This window comes from Chitinophaga sp. SYP-B3965 (genome assembly GCF_009647655.1).
Taxonomy (GTDB): Bacteria; Bacteroidota; Bacteroidia; order Chitinophagales; family Chitinophagaceae; genus Chitinophaga.
In genome coordinates, this window is the sequence record NZ_WJFD01000008.1 from 12,757 (window position 1) to 31,335 (window position 18,579).

The 18,579-nt window shown below is 45.1% G+C and carries 13 protein-coding genes; 7 read left to right on the forward strand and 6 right to left on the reverse strand.

Annotated features, from left to right (window positions below; all coding sequences use genetic code 11):
• The first annotated feature begins 21 nt into the window (after positions 1 to 21).
• The 3 genes from GFS24_RS27615 to GFS24_RS27625 all read left to right on the forward strand — a co-directional run bounded on the left by GFS24_RS27615 (position 22) and on the right by GFS24_RS27625 (position 2,375).
• Positions 22 to 576: a hypothetical protein gene (locus GFS24_RS27615; RefSeq protein WP_153665516.1), complete on the forward strand. Its 555-nt coding sequence runs from the start codon at positions 22 to 24 to the stop codon at positions 574 to 576.
• Between the two features lie 88 nt (positions 577 to 664).
• Positions 665 to 1,549 carry an oxidoreductase gene (locus tag GFS24_RS27620; protein ID WP_153665518.1) on the forward strand — a complete coding sequence of 295 codons (885 nt, stop codon included), beginning with the start codon at positions 665 to 667 and terminating at the stop codon, positions 1,547 to 1,549.
• A 22-nt stretch (positions 1,550 to 1,571) separates the two neighbouring features.
• On the forward strand, positions 1,572 to 2,375 hold the full coding sequence (locus tag GFS24_RS27625) for an AraC family transcriptional regulator (RefSeq protein ID WP_153665520.1): 804 nt from the start codon (positions 1,572 to 1,574) through the stop codon (positions 2,373 to 2,375).
• 44 nt (positions 2,376 to 2,419) lie between these two features.
• Here the strand turns inward: GFS24_RS27625 and GFS24_RS27630 are convergent, their stop codons facing one another.
• Positions 2,420 to 3,580: a serine hydrolase gene (locus GFS24_RS27630; protein ID WP_153665522.1), complete on the reverse strand. Its 1,161-nt coding sequence runs from the start codon at positions 3,578 to 3,580 to the stop codon at positions 2,420 to 2,422.
• A gap of 248 nt (positions 3,581 to 3,828) precedes the next feature.
• Between GFS24_RS27630 and GFS24_RS27635 the strand changes: the two genes are divergently transcribed.
• The 4 genes from GFS24_RS27635 (at position 3,829) to GFS24_RS27650 (ending at position 11,331) form a co-directional block, all read left to right on the forward strand.
• Entirely contained in the window at positions 3,829 to 5,601 is a 1,773-nt protein-coding gene (locus GFS24_RS27635; RefSeq protein ID WP_153665524.1) for a histidine kinase, read from the forward strand.
• 110 nt (positions 5,602 to 5,711) lie between these two features.
• Positions 5,712 to 8,315, forward strand: coding sequence for a family 16 glycosylhydrolase (locus tag GFS24_RS27640; protein ID WP_153665526.1), 2,604 nt, complete (start codon positions 5,712 to 5,714; stop codon positions 8,313 to 8,315).
• Positions 8,316 to 8,317: 2 nt separating this feature from the next.
• Complete coding sequence (locus GFS24_RS27645; RefSeq protein ID WP_173003218.1) at positions 8,318 to 10,222, forward strand: glycoside hydrolase family 2 protein; 1,905 nt, start codon at positions 8,318 to 8,320, stop codon at positions 10,220 to 10,222.
• Between the two features lie 8 nt (positions 10,223 to 10,230).
• On the forward strand, positions 10,231 to 11,331 hold the full coding sequence (locus GFS24_RS27650) for a DNA alkylation repair protein (protein ID WP_153665530.1): 1,101 nt from the start codon (positions 10,231 to 10,233) through the stop codon (positions 11,329 to 11,331).
• 2 nt (positions 11,332 to 11,333) lie between these two features.
• Here GFS24_RS27650 and GFS24_RS27655 read toward each other — a convergent pair whose 3' ends face one another.
• Genes GFS24_RS27655 through GFS24_RS27675 form a run of 5 tightly spaced genes read right to left on the reverse strand, consistent with a single transcriptional unit; the run spans position 11,334 to position 18,544 of the window.
• Positions 11,334 to 11,702 carry a RidA family protein gene (locus GFS24_RS27655; RefSeq protein WP_153665532.1) on the reverse strand — a complete coding sequence of 123 codons (369 nt, stop codon included), beginning with the start codon at positions 11,700 to 11,702 and terminating at the stop codon, positions 11,334 to 11,336.
• A gap of 28 nt (positions 11,703 to 11,730) precedes the next feature.
• Positions 11,731 to 12,822: an acyltransferase family protein gene (locus GFS24_RS27660; RefSeq protein ID WP_153665534.1), complete on the reverse strand. Its 1,092-nt coding sequence runs from the start codon at positions 12,820 to 12,822 to the stop codon at positions 11,731 to 11,733.
• Between the two features lie 57 nt (positions 12,823 to 12,879).
• Entirely contained in the window at positions 12,880 to 13,722 is an 843-nt protein-coding gene (locus tag GFS24_RS27665; RefSeq protein WP_153665536.1) for a PKD domain-containing protein, read from the reverse strand.
• Positions 13,723 to 13,748: 26 nt separating this feature from the next.
• A complete protein-coding gene (locus GFS24_RS27670; RefSeq protein ID WP_153665538.1) occupies positions 13,749 to 15,260 on the reverse strand; it encodes a RagB/SusD family nutrient uptake outer membrane protein in 1,512 nt (503 codons plus the stop codon).
• A 17-nt stretch (positions 15,261 to 15,277) separates the two neighbouring features.
• The gene (locus GFS24_RS27675) at positions 15,278 to 18,544 is read right to left on the reverse strand and encodes a SusC/RagA family TonB-linked outer membrane protein (RefSeq protein ID WP_153665540.1); all 3,267 of its coding nucleotides are present in this window, start codon (positions 18,542 to 18,544) and stop codon (positions 15,278 to 15,280) included.
• Positions 18,545 to 18,579 lie beyond the last annotated feature (35 nt).

The window sequence follows — 18,579 nt, forward strand, 5'->3', positions numbered from 1 at the left end:
TTATCTTACATTTATCCCCTCATGAAACAGTTCCTTCTACTATTCACTTTTTGTGTTGTTTGTCAACATGCTAATGCCCAGCTTGCATACAGACGTGTATTATCCAATGCGGCTGAAATTAAAATGCCGGCTGAGTTCTACATACTCGAAGAAAGGATCAAAAATTTCAAATACCCCAAGAACCCGCCGACAGAAGTATATTCTGATTCAGCGGCAAGGGTGAACCTGGTTTTCAAAATAACCAATCAGCCACTGGCAGAAAAAGATGTATTTAAAAACGCCAGTCTTACTGTAGAGCAGGTGGCTAAAACTATGGGATATGAAACGCTCTCTACTGCAAGGAGTACCATCAATGGTAAGAATGTATATGTAGTCAGGTTTATTTCTCAGGCTGCAGATACGAAGATCTATAACCTGATGTTTATGTTTTCATTGAATGGAAAGTTTACGATCGGAAGTTTTAATTGTGTCATCAGATTAAGGGACGAATGGGAAAGTGTTGCTGAAGAAATGGTGCAGTCGTTAAAGTTTATGCTTCCTAAACCTTCTAATAGCCCGGTTCACTCTTCAAAATGATGAGCCTCCCAACAAATAAATTTGAGCCATCTAACAAAGTTTGCTACCCCAAACCTCCCGTACTTTGCATTATAAAAATGTAAAGAAAATGGCAAAAATTTGGTTTATCACAGGTAGTTCAAGAGGACTGGGACGCAGTCTCACAGAAGCAGTACTGGCAAAAGGAGATCTGGTGGCAGCTACTGCCAGGAAACCGGAACAGTTAAATGACCTCGTAGCAAAATACCCTCAACAGATCCTGGCTATTCAGCTGGATGTTACGCAACAAAAACAAATACACCAGGCGGTGGCAGATACTATCGCGCATTTCGGGAAGATAGATGTGCTGGTGAATAATGCTGGTTTTGGTATCACGGGTGCTACGGAAGCTTATACAGATGAGCAGGTACGCAGTCAGCTGGAAACAAACCTCTACGCCCCTATTGAAGTGACCCGCGCAGTTTTACCTTACATGCGTAAACAACGTTCCGGGCGTATTTTACAGATCAGTTCTATTGGCGGCCGTGTAGGTAACGCAGGGATTTCTATTTACCAGGCAGCCAAATTTGGCTTGGGTGGTTTTAGCGAAGGGCTGGCAAAAGAAGTAGCGCCCCTGGGTATCCACGTAACTTCTGTGGAACCGGGTGGATTCAGAACAGACTGGGGTGGAGATTCCATGACCTACGCAGAACATGTGGAAGGTTATGAAACCACGGTAGACTGGATAAAAGACTTCCTCAGAAAAGGCGATTATGTTCCTATGGGTGATCCGGCAAAAGCAGCGAAAGCTATGATCGAACTGGTGGAAAATCCCGCGCCGCCTGTACATTTGGTTTTGGGCAGTGAAGCGATCGGGCTTCTTAAAATGGGCTTTGTAGAAAGAGAAGCAGAAATGGAAAAATGGCTGGCCGTGAGTACTTCTACAGATCACGATGGAGCGGTGAATCTCATGGATACAGAACTCGGCAAAACGCTCTTTGCGAAGAAGCACTAAAATCATTTAACTTTGGAAGCATATGCCAGTGCAGGAAAAAGATAAAAGGCCACCGATACTGTACTCCTGTTACACACACAGGAACAGGGAAGGCGAACAATTTGTACCCGAGCATGTGTTCGGGTACCAGTTGTCCGGCACGCTGGACATTACGATGAGTGGCAAGACGTATAGCCTCACGGAAGGGACCTTCAGTTTTTTCAGGAAAAATCAATTGGCGCGATTTATTAAACAACCTCCTCCCGGCGGGGAGTTCAGGTCTGTTTCCATCTTCCTGGACCAGGATACCTTACATGAGATCAGTGCGGAACAAAACTTAAAAACAACCCCGCCCTATTCCGGCGACGGGGCATTCATCCTGAAACCGAACGGGCTATTTAAGAATTACATCGATTCTTTAAAGCCCTACATTGATGGCCAAAGTGAGTTCAATCCTATCCTCACGAAGATAAAGGTGAAGGAAGCCATCATGGTACTCCTGGAAACGAACCCGGCATTAAAGGATGTGCTGTTTGATTTCAGCGCGCCGGGGAAAATTGACCTGGAGGCATACATGAACGAGCACTATAAGTTCAATGTGGATACCAGTCGTTTTGCGTACTTAACCGGCAGAAGCCTGGCTACTTTCAAAAGGGATTTTGAAAAGATCTTTCATACTTCTCCTAACAAATGGCTGCAACAGAAAAGATTGAATGATGCTTATTACCTGATCAAGGAAAAAGGCTGGCGTTCATCTGATGTGTATACGGAAGTGGGGTTTAAGGACCTATCGCATTTTTCATTTGCGTTTAAAAAAGCTTATGGCGTTGCGCCATCTCATATTTAATGAAGAGAAGCCCTGCATAGTAGCAGGGCTTCTCTTTTTAAAATTTAGAACCAGGCGTTATCATATGCTTTGGCCATTACTTTTTGTATATCGCTGCCAATTTTTGTCTGGCGGGAATTGGTGTGAAATACCACCTGTACATTATTGGGGAAACACATGATCACAGTATAGATACCACGATAAGTAGGGTTCCCGTCATCCCAGTCACCATTCTTCCATACGTAGGCTCCACGTGCACCTGCCACCTGGCCATCAAAACCCAGTTTCTTTTCTTTCATGTCTTTCATCATTTGTTTAGACACGATCTTATACTGCTCTCCTGCGTTTATTATTTGGGCAACTTCTGTTGGGTTCATGTAGAATCCGCCGGGGCCTGCTTCCAGAAGCGTGGTGTATTTGGTAACTCCATTCAGCGAGGGTTGGGAAAAATTATAATAGCGGGTCATATTCCTTGGCAGATCATCGATACCGGTGGAATTTTCTGCCCATGGGCCTATCGTGATCTTATCCCATCTTACTAAACCGCAGGGCTTAAAGATCTCATTACGTACATAATCGAGGTACATAGCGCAAGTGAGCCAGTTAGGATCAAAGGAGCTTTCAATGTATTTCCGGTCGTGTACTATATAAGCCAGCAACAAACGGCACAGGGTATAATTTACATTATCATAATAATAATTGCCTGTTCCTTTGTTAGGGGTTTCAACTGTTTTTTTCAGTGCTGCCCAGTCACCGCCAAAGTTCCAAAGGCCTGCTTTATGGGACATAATGTCTTCAAACCTCAGGTTCTTATTGGCAGCAGGTAATACCCAGCCTGTAGGCAGGAATTGTTCAATTTTTGCCGTTTCATCCAACCCTTTTGCCTCTAATGCTTTAAAGATGGCAAAAGCGGTGATGGTTTTTGAACAGCTTCCAATGCCCTGGCGGGTCTTCTCATCATATTTTGTTTCAGGGGCGTCAATGGCAAGGCGGGCATAACCTCCTCCATGAGATCCAAAGAGTGATCCATCCTGTGCTATGCTAAATCCATAACCGACGGTTTTTCCTTCCATGGCTTTGATCATGTTATCATAGAATATCTTTGCACTGAATACTTTCTCTTTTCCGGGGTTTCCGATACCCCCGATACCGCCAATAGGTGATTTTTCGCAACCCGTTACAAACATGGCCACGGTGATGCAGATTGTCTTAAATACTGTTTTCATAAAAGTTTTTATCTGAGGTGAGGCACAAAGATGGGGACAGGAAAAGCAGCTTTTTTGCCGGATAGAGGGATAGGTGAAACGGATTCACAAACGCGCCCTTTTGATTAACAGTCCGCACTGGCGGGGAATTTCAGCTATTTTTGGCTTGCCCGGTCCCGTTAACCGGGAAGGCCTTTTTATTAATCCGGAATAGGGAAAGATTAACCGGGGAGGCATAAATCCCCCCTATTCAGTACTTTTACGCTCATATGATAAGGCTCCTGCGTATAACCATTATTATTCTCTTTACCGGCTTCCCGACTTTTGCGGGAGGCGTTAATGGAGGTGATAGTTGGGCACAGGTGCAAAAAGCAGGAAAGGGTACCATTACTGCTTTTTGGTATGATATCGATCCTTTCATTTATACCAGTCCCAAGGGGCAATTGCAGGGTGTGGAGTTTGAGCTGATGGAGTCCTTTGTAAAGTATGTGAAACAGAAATACAGTTATGATCTTACCATCCGGTGGGAGAATGCAGGAAGTTTTGAAAGCATTTATAGTAAAGTCAAAAACCATAAGGAGCCGGGTATCTTCGGCTGGTCTTTTTTCTCCATTACACCAGAGCGCAGGCAGGAAGTGAATTTCACGCCGCCTTACATGCCTGATCTAAATATCCTCGTTACCAGTAATGAATTACCGCTTTACTCCACTCCTCAGCCATTCATGGATAACCTCCGGATGCTGCAGGGTTACACGATGGCGCATACTACGATGGAGGATGATCTCAGGAAATTACAATCCCGCGAGAACTTTACCATTTACAGCGAGTATGATGATTATGAAGTACTGCGCAAAATAGCCGGCCGGCAGAATGGTTTCGGTTACATTCCGCTCACCATTTATGTGGTGGCTTTGCAGAAAGGGATCAAAGTGAAACGGCAGCATATCCTGGTAACGGAACGTCCGGGTTTTGCGGGGATCTTTTCTAAAAGCAGTGACTGGGGGCCCGTAGTAAATGAATACTTCCAGAGTTTTGCCGCCAAGCGAAAAACGGATTCCCTCCTGGCCAAATACCTGGGCAGCGAAATAGGCCGGATCATTATGGATGGACCAGGCACCAACGATACAGCCCAGCAGAGTGCAGACATAGAACTTTTAACGAAAGAAAGGGAATTGGTATCACAACGATTAATTGAAACGGCTTTGCAGGTGGAACATCAGAAAATGATGCGGAACATTTCCATCGCCGGTGCATTGATGATCGTGATCATGACGGGGTTGTTGTACAACCGTTACAGAACAAAGAAAAGATTAAATGATCAGCTGATGCAACGCAACAGCATCATCACCCGACAACATGGGGAAATAGAACTGATGAACCGGAAGCTGCAAATGAAAGTATTGCAGGCGCAGATGAACCCGCATTTCATTTTCAATTCCCTCAATCATATGCAGTACTACATTAACCAGGGAGACAAATCCATTGCGTTAAAATATGTAGGCCGCTTTTCCCGCTTCATGCGGCTCATCATACAACAGGCCAATGTAAGTACGGTGAGTATTGCAGAAGAAATCCTCATGCTGGAACAATACCTGGGCATGGAGCAGATACGGTTTACCGGGAAGTTCAGTTATGATCTCCAGGTAGCAGCAGATGTACCGGTGAATGATATCAGGATCCCGCCGTTATTGTTATATCATTATGTAGAGAACTCACTCTACCATGGTATCATGAACAGCGACCGGCATGGAGAGATCAGCATTAAATTCTACTGCACAGCCCATGAGCTGGTTTTCAGCATACAGGATAATGGTATCGGCAGAGCAGCTGCCAAATTGATCGCGTTGCAGAAAGCAGGTGTGAGCCCCACCCCTAACAGTGATCTTACAACGGAGAGAATTCATATCATGAATGAAGATATTCCCGGCAGTGTTTCGATCACAAAAGAAGATGTAACCGGAGGTGGTACTTTGGTGGTGATCGGTTTTGCGCTGGAATTTGCTACAGCCAAAGCCCCGGAAGAAACGTTACAAACAGTCTAAATGGGAGCATTCCCACACAATGGGAACATTCCCAGAACCATTTCCCCGCTCATATGTGGTGTTTACAACAATTAAATGTTCAAATTTAATTAACCACATTATGAACTTCCATGAGAAAAACTGTACTCCCAATTGCGCTGATGCTATTATTTGCATTACAGAGCCACGCGCAGGCTCCTTCAGGTTATACACTTACCTGGTCAGATGAATTTAATACAGGCACGCTTGATACCACCATGTGGAAATACCGCATTGGGGTGAGTAGCGCCAGCTACCAGCGATCTGAAAATGTATCGCAGGATAGTGGAAAGATCAGGATCGCACTGAAGAAGGAAACGTATATGGGCAAGGATTTTACCGGCGGCGGTATTATCACTAAAACACCCCGGCGTTATGGATATTATGAAGTACGTGTGAAAATAGACGGAGGATTCGGATGGCATGAGGCTTTCTGGACTTCCTGGCTTTGTGGTTTTGATGATCCTAACGCGGGTGCCAGTCAGACGATGCCCAGAATTGAAATAGATTGCTTTGAGCATTATCCTGATTATGCCGGCAACTATTATACCTATGGCACCATTCAATGGTATCCCATTCAAGGCAACGCCAACAGGGATTACAGAACTGTTTCGGAGAACCTTACCACCTCTTACAATACCTTCGGTTTTGAATACACACCGGACTATCTCAATTACTTTTACAACGGCAACCTTGTAAAAACGATCGACACCAGAAAACTGCCCACACATGATATCTATCTGTGGTTATCCGGCATTGCCACTAAACCCAATGCCACAGACTCCGGTACCACATTCTTTGATTACCTGCGCTGTTATGAAATATCTCCTGCCAATTACAACACCCGGAAAACTGCTTTCATCGCTTATTTAGATTCATTAAAATTACCCATTCAATCCAGCGGAAAAGACCTGTGGATAGAAGCAGAAGATTTTAAAGACCCTAAGAACTGGACGAAGGAACTGGATGAAAATGCTACGGTGCTGAAGGGTTTTACTTCCAAAGTAGTGGGAAGGGACAGCAGTGAACTAACAGCCACGACCACTATCAGGATAGATTCTGCGGGCACTTATAAATTATGGGTGCGGGCCAGGGACTTTACTACCGGGCCTGGAACAAGGAAGTTTAAAGTGTTTGTGAATGGACAACTGGTAGCGGGGGAATTTGGCACACATGGCATCAATGGTTATGCCTGGCAGAATGGTGGGCTTTTCTATTTACCTGCCGGTAATGTGACGATCAAGATCTTTGACAGTTCGCAGAATTTTGCACGCTGTGATAAATTATTGCTGACTACGGATACAACTTTTATTCCTGTTGGCAGTGGTGGAAATTCCAATGTATTACATGTAGAACCTTTGCTGGATTATCCTCCCTTCACTGCAGGAAATATTGTGGTGACAAGGATTGGAAATGGTGCAGCCGCATTGGTGGCTGGTAATGCACAGCCGGTTTTCCTGGACGAATATACTACTGCGGGTGTATTGGTGAGAAGTATCCCTATGCCGGTAGCGGCCATCGGTCTGAATAAAAAATTTACTCTATCGATGTCCACTACAGATCATACGGAAGGATATCTTTCCCGTTCTCCTGATGGGCGTTTCCTTGCGCTGGCAGGTTATGATGCAACACCAGGATTGGCCAGTGTGAATACTTCTGCCAGTGCTACGGTGAACAGGGTGGTAGGTATTATCAATGCTGCGGGAACCATCAATACGACAACAGGCTTAAATACTTTCAGCGGTGTAGTGGTAAGGTCTGCTGTTACCAGCAATGGTACAGACATCTGGACGACGGGTGGAAATAATGGCATCAGATATGCCACCATCGGATCGCTCAGTTCTGTGGCACTGGCTACGCAAACTGCGCGGTGCCTGCAAATTTTCGATAATCAATTGTATGGTTCTACTACGGCTACTAATTTCAGGATAGCAAAAATAGGAACAGGGCTTCCTCAAACAGCCGGGCAAACGTTGACGAACCTTCCGGGTATTGCGACTGCGTCTGGTAGTCCGTATGGGATTTATATGGCAGACCTTAGTTCAGCGGTGGCTGGTGTGGATGTAATGTATGTGGCGGAAGAAGGTACTAATGCATTATCCAAGTATTCATTGGTAGCAGGTACATGGGTATTGAACGGAAAAATCGGTAGCATTACAGATACTTACAGGGGACTTACCGGCGAACAATCCGGCTCACATGTTGTATTATATGCAACGCGTAAGAACAGTGGTGCTACAGCAGGTGGCGGGGAAATAGTTTCCGTGTTAGATACTACAGGTTATAATGCCAGTTTTGCCAGTATGCCGGTTGTACTGTTAGCTACAGCAGCTACAAATACACTTATAAGGGGTATTGCGCTGGCACCGGATACGAGTTATATTGGGGCGGGGTCTCTTATGAGCAATGAGGTTGCTGTTCTGGCTCCGGAGGAAAAAGCTTCCCGTTCTTTAGAAGTGCTGCCGTTGAATGATCCACAAACCTTACAGGTAGTGATCAATGCAAAAGAAAAGATGCAGGGCTTCCTGCAGATCGTTAACATCGGGAGCGGGAAGATCGTGTATTTGCAGGCGCTTGTGGCAGAAAAAGGAAGATCAAATTTTACTGTTAAAATAAAAGATCGTACGGCAGGTGTGTATATTGCCTCTTATCAAACCGGAACGGATAAATTAGATTGCAAGTTTTTTAAACGATAATGATGAAGAGATGTTTTCTTTTGGTGATGTTGATGGTAATGGCTGGTTCTTCTTATGCACAGTCGCTGAACGGCGGCTGGCTCTTTGCGCTGGACCCTTTAAAGATCGGGGAACAACATGGATGGACGGCTCCCGGTTTTCCTGATAACAAACTGGATAAAGTAACGGTGCCACATTCTTATTCTGTTGATAAAAGGTTTTTCTTTTATACCGGTGCGGCATGGTATTTCAGGAAGTTCGATGCACCGGTGATCAAATCTACTGATAAGGCTTTCATCAATTTTGATGCGGTTTTTTATAAATGCGATATATGGTTCAATGGCACCAGGGTTGGGAGTCATGAAGGTGGATACACTCCTTTTACAGTAGATGTTACCAAGTACCTTCAGCAAAAGAACACCTTATCTGTAAGGGTAGATAACTCCTGGGATACCACTACCATTCCCGGTGCCAAAACATGGGATACCACTTACAGCGACAATGCATCACAACTCTATCCATGGATCAATTATGGCGGGATCACCAAACCGGTGGCTTTGCAGATCAGGCCTGCGGATTATTTAAGTAATATCAAGATTGAAGCGGAACCCGATCTGCAAAAAGGTACTGCACGTATATTCATCAGAACAAATGGTGCGCGCGTTAACCTGTACAGCGGGGATAAAAAACTGGCAGTTAGCTTTAAACCGGTAAGCGGTGGTTTGCTGGCCAACCTAACCGCAAAGGATGTACAATTATGGGACCACGATCATCCTTATCTCTATACAGCAGAAGTAATAGGCAGCGCAGATACAATAAGAAGTAATTTCGGTATCAGGAAGATCGAAGTGAAAAATGCACAGTTGCTGCTGAATGGACATCCCATCAAAATGGGTGGCTGCAACCGGCCGGCAGATTATCCTGGCACCGGGTCTCTTGATCCCGATAGTGTGTTGCAACGGGACTTAACACTCATCAAAAGTTCTGGCATGGAACTTTCCCGGATTGCGCATCATGCGGTTTCAAAGAACCTGCTGGATTGGGCAGACAAACATGGTATGCTGATCATTACAGAAGCGGGCAACTGGCAACTCACCCCCAAACAAATGGCAGACCCCATGATCCGGGAGAAATTCAAATCGCAAATGAAAGAGATGGTGGAAAGGGATTGGAACCATCCTTCCGTGATCGCCTATTCATTAGGGAATGAATTTTACGCTTACAAACCAGAAGGGCTGGCATGGGTGAGAGACATGAAGCAATTTGCGAAGACACTCGATCCTACCCGCCTGATCACTTTTGCCAGTTATACTGTTTTCAGGGATTACATTAAAAAACCAGAAGACGAAGCATCTCAGTATGTTGATTTTGTAAGTGCGAATGTATATGCCAAACATGCAGAATGGGTAGCACACATTCATGAACTATACCCCGACAAACCCGTCTTCATCAGTGAATTTGGCATCATGGCCACCAGCAATAAAACGGAAGCAGACAGGATAAAATACCTGAAAGATGCCATTGCCGCTTTCAGGAAAGCGGATTACGTGATCGGCGCTTCCATCTGGACGTTTAATGATTATCTCAGTCGCTACCCGCAAACCAATCCAGATGGTTACAGGTCATGGGGTGTTGTAGGTCCTGACAGGCAACGCCGGGATTCTTATTATACCCTGCAGGAAGAATTCTCTCCTGCGCTGATAGAGATTGTGAGTAAACAAAACGGCAAACTAACAGTGCGGATCAGATCACGTGCAGATTTCCCGGCTTATACATTGAAGGGGTATAAGGTAAAACATGGTGGTCAAATATTAAACCTTCCGGTGATGCAACCGGGGGATACGCAAACCCTAACTTTTGATGCAGGAAATGAGCCGGTGGAATTGATAAAACCGGGTGATTTTGTGATCCTGACGCAGAAGTTATAAATTTGCGCATGGCCAGTTTACTGAAGGATATTTATTCATTAGCATTCTACGAACGATTTTCGAAAATACTCGCACAACATATTCCCTCCTTTACGAAGAAGGAATTCCTTCGTCTTATTTTCACGAAGGAATTTGAAACAATGGAATTAAAAGAAAGAATGAGGCACACTTCTACGGTGCTTCATTCTTTTTTTCCGGAAGACTATGCCGAGACCACGAAACTGCTGGAGAAGATCATCGCCAGCCTGCGGGAAACCGGGTTTGGAGAAGATACCCTGGAATTTATGATCCTCCCGGATTATATAGAAACCTACGGGCTGGCACATTACAAACATTCCGTTAAAGCGTTGGAGCTGGTTACACAATTTGTGAGCTGTGAATTTGCGGTAAGGCCTTTCCTCCTGCAATATGGTGAACAAATGATGCAGCAGATGACAACGTGGTCTTTACATAAGAATCATAAAGTAAGGCGGTTGAGCACTGAAGGGATGCGGCCGAAATTACCCTGGGCTATGGCTGTACCTGTGCTGAAAAAAGATCCAACCCCTGTTTTGGCTCTCCTGGAGAATCTGAAAAATGATCCCTCAGAATGGGTAAGGCGCAGTGTAGCGAATAATCTGAATGATATTTCGAAAGATCACCCTGCCATTGTGCTGGAGATCGCAAACAGGTGGAAGGGAATTGGTAAAGAAACGGATGCGATCATCAAACATGGTTGCCGGACTTTACTGAAACAGGGGCATGCGGAGATATTGCAGTACTATGGATTGGAAGGGGCCAATATTCAACTCACCAATTTTAAAGTATTAACACCCAAAGTGAAGATAGGCGATGCACTGGCATTCTCCTTTTCGATCTGTAATAATAATACTACAGCACAGGTAGTACGGTTGGAATATGCCATCTATTACAGGAAGGCAAATGGGCAGCTGTCCAAAAAGGTGTTTAAGATCAGTGAGAAGATCTACCAGCCAGGTGAGCAGGCAGAGATTGTGCGGAAGCAGAAATTTATCCTGATCACTACACGAACGTTCTATGCGGGGGCGCATGAGATGTCTGTTATCATCAACGGGCAGGAGAAGATAAAGGGAGAATTTGTGTTAGTGTGATCTTAATCCGCAGCGATCACTTCAATTTCCAATAACCACTGATCATCATAGATCCCTGCAATCACAATGGTCATAGCGGGTTGGTGATCGCCCAGTACTTCAGTCCTTACTTCAAAGTTCTCTTCCCGGTATTGGCGGCTGGCCAGGAAAACATTGATCTTCACGATGTTCTTCAGCGTCATGCCTGCTTTACTTAACCGGGCTTCAATGTTCTGCCAGGTAAGCCTGCACTGATCCAGGAAAGTATCGGGCACATACCCCCGCTCATCTTCCGGCACCTGGCCGCTGATAAATAAAAACCTTTTGGGACTGCTTACTATATATGCCTGAGAATAGGCTGCGCCTGTTGGCTCAATTGGCTGATAGGTCATTTTATAGGGATATTGTTAGACCCCAAAGTTACAACTTAAAAAATATCTTTTTCAGATACAACCAGTAACAAACGTACCATTCTAACAGCAGTACGGCCATCGCAGTGAGCAGGTTTTGCCAGAGTTCCGGTAAAGGCAAGAAGCCTTTGGTAAAGATCCCCACAGCTCCGTTCACCCATTGGTAACCTACGGTTTCAAAGAAGATGTAAATGAAGATGGAGTTCATTCCCACTACTACTGCTACCCAGGTGTACTTCTTGTGATCCTTAATATCTATCCACCAATACAAAGCAGCGAGGATCAGGGTCACATAACCCACGGAAGTCAATGCAAACCCTCCTGTACTAATGCGTTTGATAATGGGAGAAATGCCACTGAGATCTACAGCGTATCCTAAGGCTAAGGCAATTAAACCTGCAATGATGAGCGTTTTTATTTTAGACTTCGAAGACAATGGTCCCATTAAGAGTTTCCCGGCAGCTACCCCTAAAATGGTATGCGCTGCGGTGGGAATACAATTGATCGTTACCCAACCACCATTATTGATCTTCCCCATCAGCAGAGTATCTACATATGCCCCGAAATTATGCCCCTGTACAAATGGCTGATCAAAACCGGGAACCAGTATCACACGGTAGAGTACATCATTAAGGATGATCATGAACAATGCGGCGGTTATCTGTATGGTAAAGGATTTCCTTATTAAGAAATAAGCCACCAGTGTGGTGAAAGATAACTGTGTAAGCACATTCCAGAGTTCCCAGACCAGTTTCCCTGCATAAATGCAATGTAACCCTGTGCCCAGCAGGAACAACTTCAAACTCCGTATGGCAATATGTTTAAAGTTATCCTTTTCGGACACACCCTTGCTCCTCTTGCGTTCTACAGCAATGTACATCGCAGTACCTGCCATGAACATGAAGGCGGGTTGTATCAGGTCCCAGAAGCGTAAGCCATGCCAGGGATGATGAAAGAACTGTTCTATCAGTACGCCTGATTGCAACTCTTTTATAGCATGATAGAGATTGGCGCTTTCGGCAGCCAGGAATATCATGATCATACCCCGCATTACATCCAGTGATAATAATCTTCCTTCCGGTTTTAAGGTAGTGGTGGTCATATGTATACAAAATAGGCAAAAAATAACCGGGGCCATAGTGCCCCGGTTTTTATATCATTATTCGAAATTGATCAGGAGAGCAGGTTGCCCTGCAGCAGGGAGCCGCCCTACTGTACCAGACCAGTCGCTTTTAGTAGCAATGATGCCTACACGGAATGCTGTGGCGGCAGACAAGTTTTTTATCTTGGAACGCACAATGCGCATTTCAAACTTTAACACGCCGCCGCTTTCTACCACGGTACCTACTGTAAAGTGTTCAGTAACACCGGTGGGTTCAAAAGAGAAAGCATTCTGCGCTCCTTTATGGTTAAACGCATCCAGCCAGTCTCCAAGGATGTTTCCTTCCAGGAGTGCATCATATCCACCCTCCGTTATATCTGTGAGCAGACCAGTTGTGGCACTGTTATCTGTATCCAGGTAGAAGTCGTAGATATCTTCTTTGGCTTTTGTACTATTCACTTCTATGTATACATATACATATTGTGCATCGTAATCAAACTTCACTTTCCGGAAGAATGTTTCACCGGCACCAGGCAGGAGTTGGTAATCTGTTATAGCATCCCAGTCTGCCAGGGAATTATCATTCAGTTTAACGGGGGATGTTTTGGCGATATAGATCACGGTAGACCCTTCAGATACGCGGCCATCTTTTGTGGTGGCATATAAGGTGGGTACGTATTTACCTTTGTCCGGGTACGTGTGTACAGGGCTTTGATCTGTAGAAGTAGCACCATCTCCAAACTCCCAGCGGTAGGAAACAGCACCAACGGTTTCGTTCGTAAAGGTGACAGTTTTATCTGTGATGTTTATTTTATAAAAAATATCTGCTTCCGGTTGCACCTCGTCCTTTGAACAGCTGGCCACCAGCAGCAGCAGGAATATATATTTAATGTTCTTCATGATAATGCGGCATTAAAAGTTAGCAATTAAGGATTCTGCCCACACAGTTTATTCGTTTGTATCTCATCTATCGGAATATAATAGATGATGCGGTCAGCATCCCACTTGGTGATCATATTGGAATAGTTGGTGGGATTTACGGCCAGATTGATATCTGATTCCTTCAATCCCGGTAAATGATATCCCCAGTATGTTCTGTTCAGGTCTTTTTTATTGCGGTACACATCATAATTACGGTGGCCTTCAAAAGCCAACTCTATCCTTCTTTCTTTCAACACTACATCCAGTGCAGTTTTACCGGCGGGAAGCACACCATTATATAAAGCGTTTTCCAGACCGCGGTTCTGACGGATCATGTCTACTGCCGCCAGGGCTTCCGGGGCTTTGTTGGTTTTGGCCAGCGCCTCTGCTTTGTTCAGGTACATTTCCGCGAGGCGGAACATGATGGGTGAACTGAGCGTAGGGCTTCCTCCCTGGAAAGAGAATTTGCTGATGTAATATATATCGATGCCATTCTTTTGCTGGATCACATTGGCCACTTTCAATGGTTTGATGTAAGACCATCTTACATCTTCCATGTGGGCAGACATGGTATCGCGTAATGATTTGGAAGCATATTCTTCTCCCCATCCGGAGTTACCATCTGAATACAGCATGGAAGCGAGAGAACCTGCTTTCCCGTAATCATCCGCCGTGGTGAATGCCACACAGAAAATTGTTTCTTTTCCGGCGATGGCATTGGCGAAGAGAGTAGGGAAACTGGCAGCTGTTTCAAGTGTAAAGCGGTTGGAGCTGATCACTTTGTCTGCATAATAAATGGCGCTGTCGTTTGCCTCCTTATAAAGGTATGCCCTTGAAAGCAAGGCCCATGAAGCTTCTTTGGATGCAAACTGCACACCGCGCGGCTGGGCCATCAGGCTGGCGCCTTTTTCTGCATCAGCAATCACAGTATTGTATACTTCACTTACACTGGCTCTTGCTTTTTGTCCGGGATCACTGGTAGAGGTGCGTAATATGATACCGCTGGCAGATGGATCGTGCGTATAAGGTTTGGCATAAAACCTTACGAGGTTAAAATGACAGAAGGCCCGTAAGAAGTAACATTCCCCGATCAGTTGTTTGATGGATTCGTCCGGGTTCGCAATTTTCTCTGCGGACTCGATCACGGTGTTCACATCATTGATGATCTTATAGGAGATGTACCAGAAGTAGCGGCTGTTGGTTTGCGTAGCAGTATGGTCTCCGGAGAAGCTGTAATACAGCGGGTCTGTAGTGGTTTGCCCACATACAATATCATCTCCCGCAAAATCACTCATCTGGAAATACTGGCGCAGGTACATGTTGTTGCCATCAATGGTACCATTGAAAGATACATGGTCTTTGAACAAAGCGTAAGCCCCATTCAATCCTTGCTGTAATCCTTCTTTTGTTCCTGTTAAAGTACCGGTGGTAAGGGAATCACTGGGATCCACATCCTTGAGGCAGCCGGTCATTAACAGCGGTATGATGAGTAGTTTTAAAAAGCATCTTGTTTTCATGTTCTTATAATTTTTTCCTAAAACCGGACATTAATGTTTAACAGGTACTGGCGATTATTGGGATACTTGAAGTCGGACAGACCAGGCATCACATAACTGCCGGAAGTGATCGTGGTGGCAGGATCCTGCCCCAGGAACTTCGTGAACGTGTAAACATTATCCGCTGTTAATGATAGTGTAACCCCATCCAGCCTCAGCGGGCTGATCCATGTTTTGGGCAAAGTATAGGACAGTGAAATGTTGCGGATAGAGAAGAAGCTGCCGTCTTTCAGGTAACGCGTGGACGTTTCCGTAGCGTTCGCTGCATTCTGCGGACTTGGCTCTGTGGCATTGTCTCCCGGTTTCGTCCAGGTGTTATATTCAGAAGGCAATACGATCTGGTTGTAATAAGGTTCCATGCCATCGTTCATCACAAAACGCAGGGAGTTGGAGAACACCTTGTTACCGGAAATGAAATAACCGTTCACGCTCAGGGCAAAATTCTTATACTTCCATTGAGAGAAGATACCACCCTGGAATTTAGGCAGTGCAGATCCTACTTCCTGGTAAGTGGCGCTGGCGTAATCATTGGTCACTTCGCGGGACACTACTTTTCCGTCTGCATCTTTTTCCACTACTTCCCATTGCGGTGCACCTGTTTGTTTATCTACACCTAACCATTTGGGCATGTAGAATTCATAGAGGTTACCGCCGTTGCGATAAATCTGAGAGATGCTCCAGGTAGGCTGTGTGCGAATGATATCACTTGGCAGGTCCTGTAATTTATTAGAGTTGAAGTTGATATTGAAATCTGTGCTCCACTCAAAATCCCTCGTTTTGATATTCACACTGCTGATGCCAAATTCAATACCGTTATTCACGATCTCGCCGGCATTTTCCCAACGTTGTTCAAAACCAACAGAGAGGGGTTGTGATACCTGCAGCAACAGGTTCTTCGTTACGTTATTATATACATCTACTGTTAAGTTCACCCGTTTGAATAAACCGAGATCAATACCGGCATTCAACTGGTGTTTACTTTCCCAGGTGAGGTTTGGGCTGGGCAGTTGTAAAGGAACAGCTGCGGTACCACCATTATACTGACTGCTCAATGAATACAATCCTAAATAACGGGAAGAGCCGATATCCTGTGTGCCTGTTACGCCATAACTACCACGGAGTTTTAATTCATCCAGCCATTCTACTCCCTGCAGGAAAGATTCTTTGCTCATCATCCAGGCAGCAGAAACAGCGGGGAAGGAACCATATCTTTTATTGGAAGGGAATGCAGAAGAACCATCTACCCGATAAGAAGCGGTGAGGAAATATTTATCGCGGAAACCGTAGTTCACCTGTGAGATGAGTGATTGCAGGATGCCCTGATCATTACGGCCGGTTACCAGCTGGTTGTTGGATACTACATTCAATACCGTCAGACCTACAGGTAATCCTTTACCGGAAGCGCCTACAATTTCTGTTTTGCTGTTCTCTATGGCCACACCCGCCAATCCGCTAATGGAATGATCTCCTTTGCGGAAGTTGAATTTCAACAGGTCTGTAGAGATCACGCCATAGTTGAGTGTTCCCAGTTCATTCAGGAAACCGGTACCATGGTACAGGCCCGCTACGATGGGAGAATAATAATCTGTGGATTTATTGTAATTCACCGCACCTCGGTTGGTGCTGGAGAAAGAGAGCCAGTCTGTGATCTGCACATTCAGGTTCAGATCATAGTTGACGTTAAAGCTTTTGTACGGATGGTTGGAATTGTTGATGGTATGGATCGGATTCGTTTTATCCCTCGACCACCATTTGGCAGTACTATTACCATCTACATATACCGGCTGCCCGTTTTCATCATATGGATTATCCCATGGCATGTTCAGGTAAGCATAGAACACATCTTCATAGTTAAAGCTCTTACCGCTGGCGGCGCTGAGGTTGATGTTATTCGTAACGCTTACTTTTTTAGAGAAGTGATGCGTGGAATTACCGCGGAGGTTGATCCGCTGGAAATTTGTATTCAGGAAAGTACCTTTCTCATTGTAATAAGAGATACTGGTATAATACTCATTCTTTTCATTGGCGCCACTGGCGGAAATGAAGAAATTCGTCATCGGCGCTGTGGGGAACATGGCGGTGAGCCAGTTGTAATCCTGTCCCCTTAATGTTCTTGGGCGTTCATCATAGAATTTCAGGAGATCTATCTTATGTGAATTATCGGTGGTACCGGGAATGTAATCACGATAGAATTCTTTGTGGCGTTCGTATAATTGCGCGCCGTTCATCATCTTCATCCTTCCGAAATCCGGTGTGCGGAAACCGGTGGTTACCTTCGCTTCAAACTTCGCTTTATCACCACGGCCTTTTTTAGTGGTAACGATGATCACACCTGCATTGGCTTGCGAACCATACATGGCAGTAGCACCTGCATCTTTCAACACGGTGATATTATCTACGTCATTCGGATCGAAGTTGCCACCGATGATACCATCTACTACATAAAGTGGTGTTTGCGATGCATTGACAGAAGAAACCCCTCTCAGCCTGATCTCCGAAACACTACCCGGAACACCAGAACTATTCACTACCTGCAAACCGGCCACCTTACCTTGTAACATGGAGCCCACATCATTGGTGGTTACGTCTTTCAGTTTTTCTGCGGACACTGTGCTAACGGCACTGGTGAGTTCGCTCTTCTTTCTGTCGCTATACCCTACTACTACGATTTCATTAAAGTTCTTTGTGTCTTCCAGCAAAACGAGATTGAGTGGCTGACCGTTTGCGCTTACTTCGCGTGTAACAAAACCAATACTGCTGATGGTGAGAATGGCACCGGGGCGAACATCTTTCAACAGGAATAAACCCTGTTCATTTGTTTGCGTACCGCGGACGGTTCCCTTTATGAGGATAGTAGCACCTGGGAGCGGGGAATTGTCTGAAGATGTAATCTTCCCCGATTGTGTAATTAATGTGTCTGCTGCTTTGGGTGTGACTGTCTCTACAAACCCGGGTAATTTTTTGATCACGAAACTGTTGCCTTCCAGCGCGTACATGATCTGTTGGTTCTTCAGGCAAAGTTCCAGCAATTGTTGCACGGTTACATCTTTTACATCGAGTGTAACGGGCCTTGTGCTGGATAATACTTTTTCCGAATACACAATAGATACGCCTGTTTGCGTGATCACTTCTGCGAAAACCTTCTGCAAAGGCATGTCTTTCACCGTCAAGGTCACCTTCTGGGAGTATCCGGCAGCACAAACGTGCAGGCAGGTGACGAGCAGGAGGAATGTGGTTAGTTTCATAACCCTGATAATTTTGGTTGACAGCCCGCGTAAAT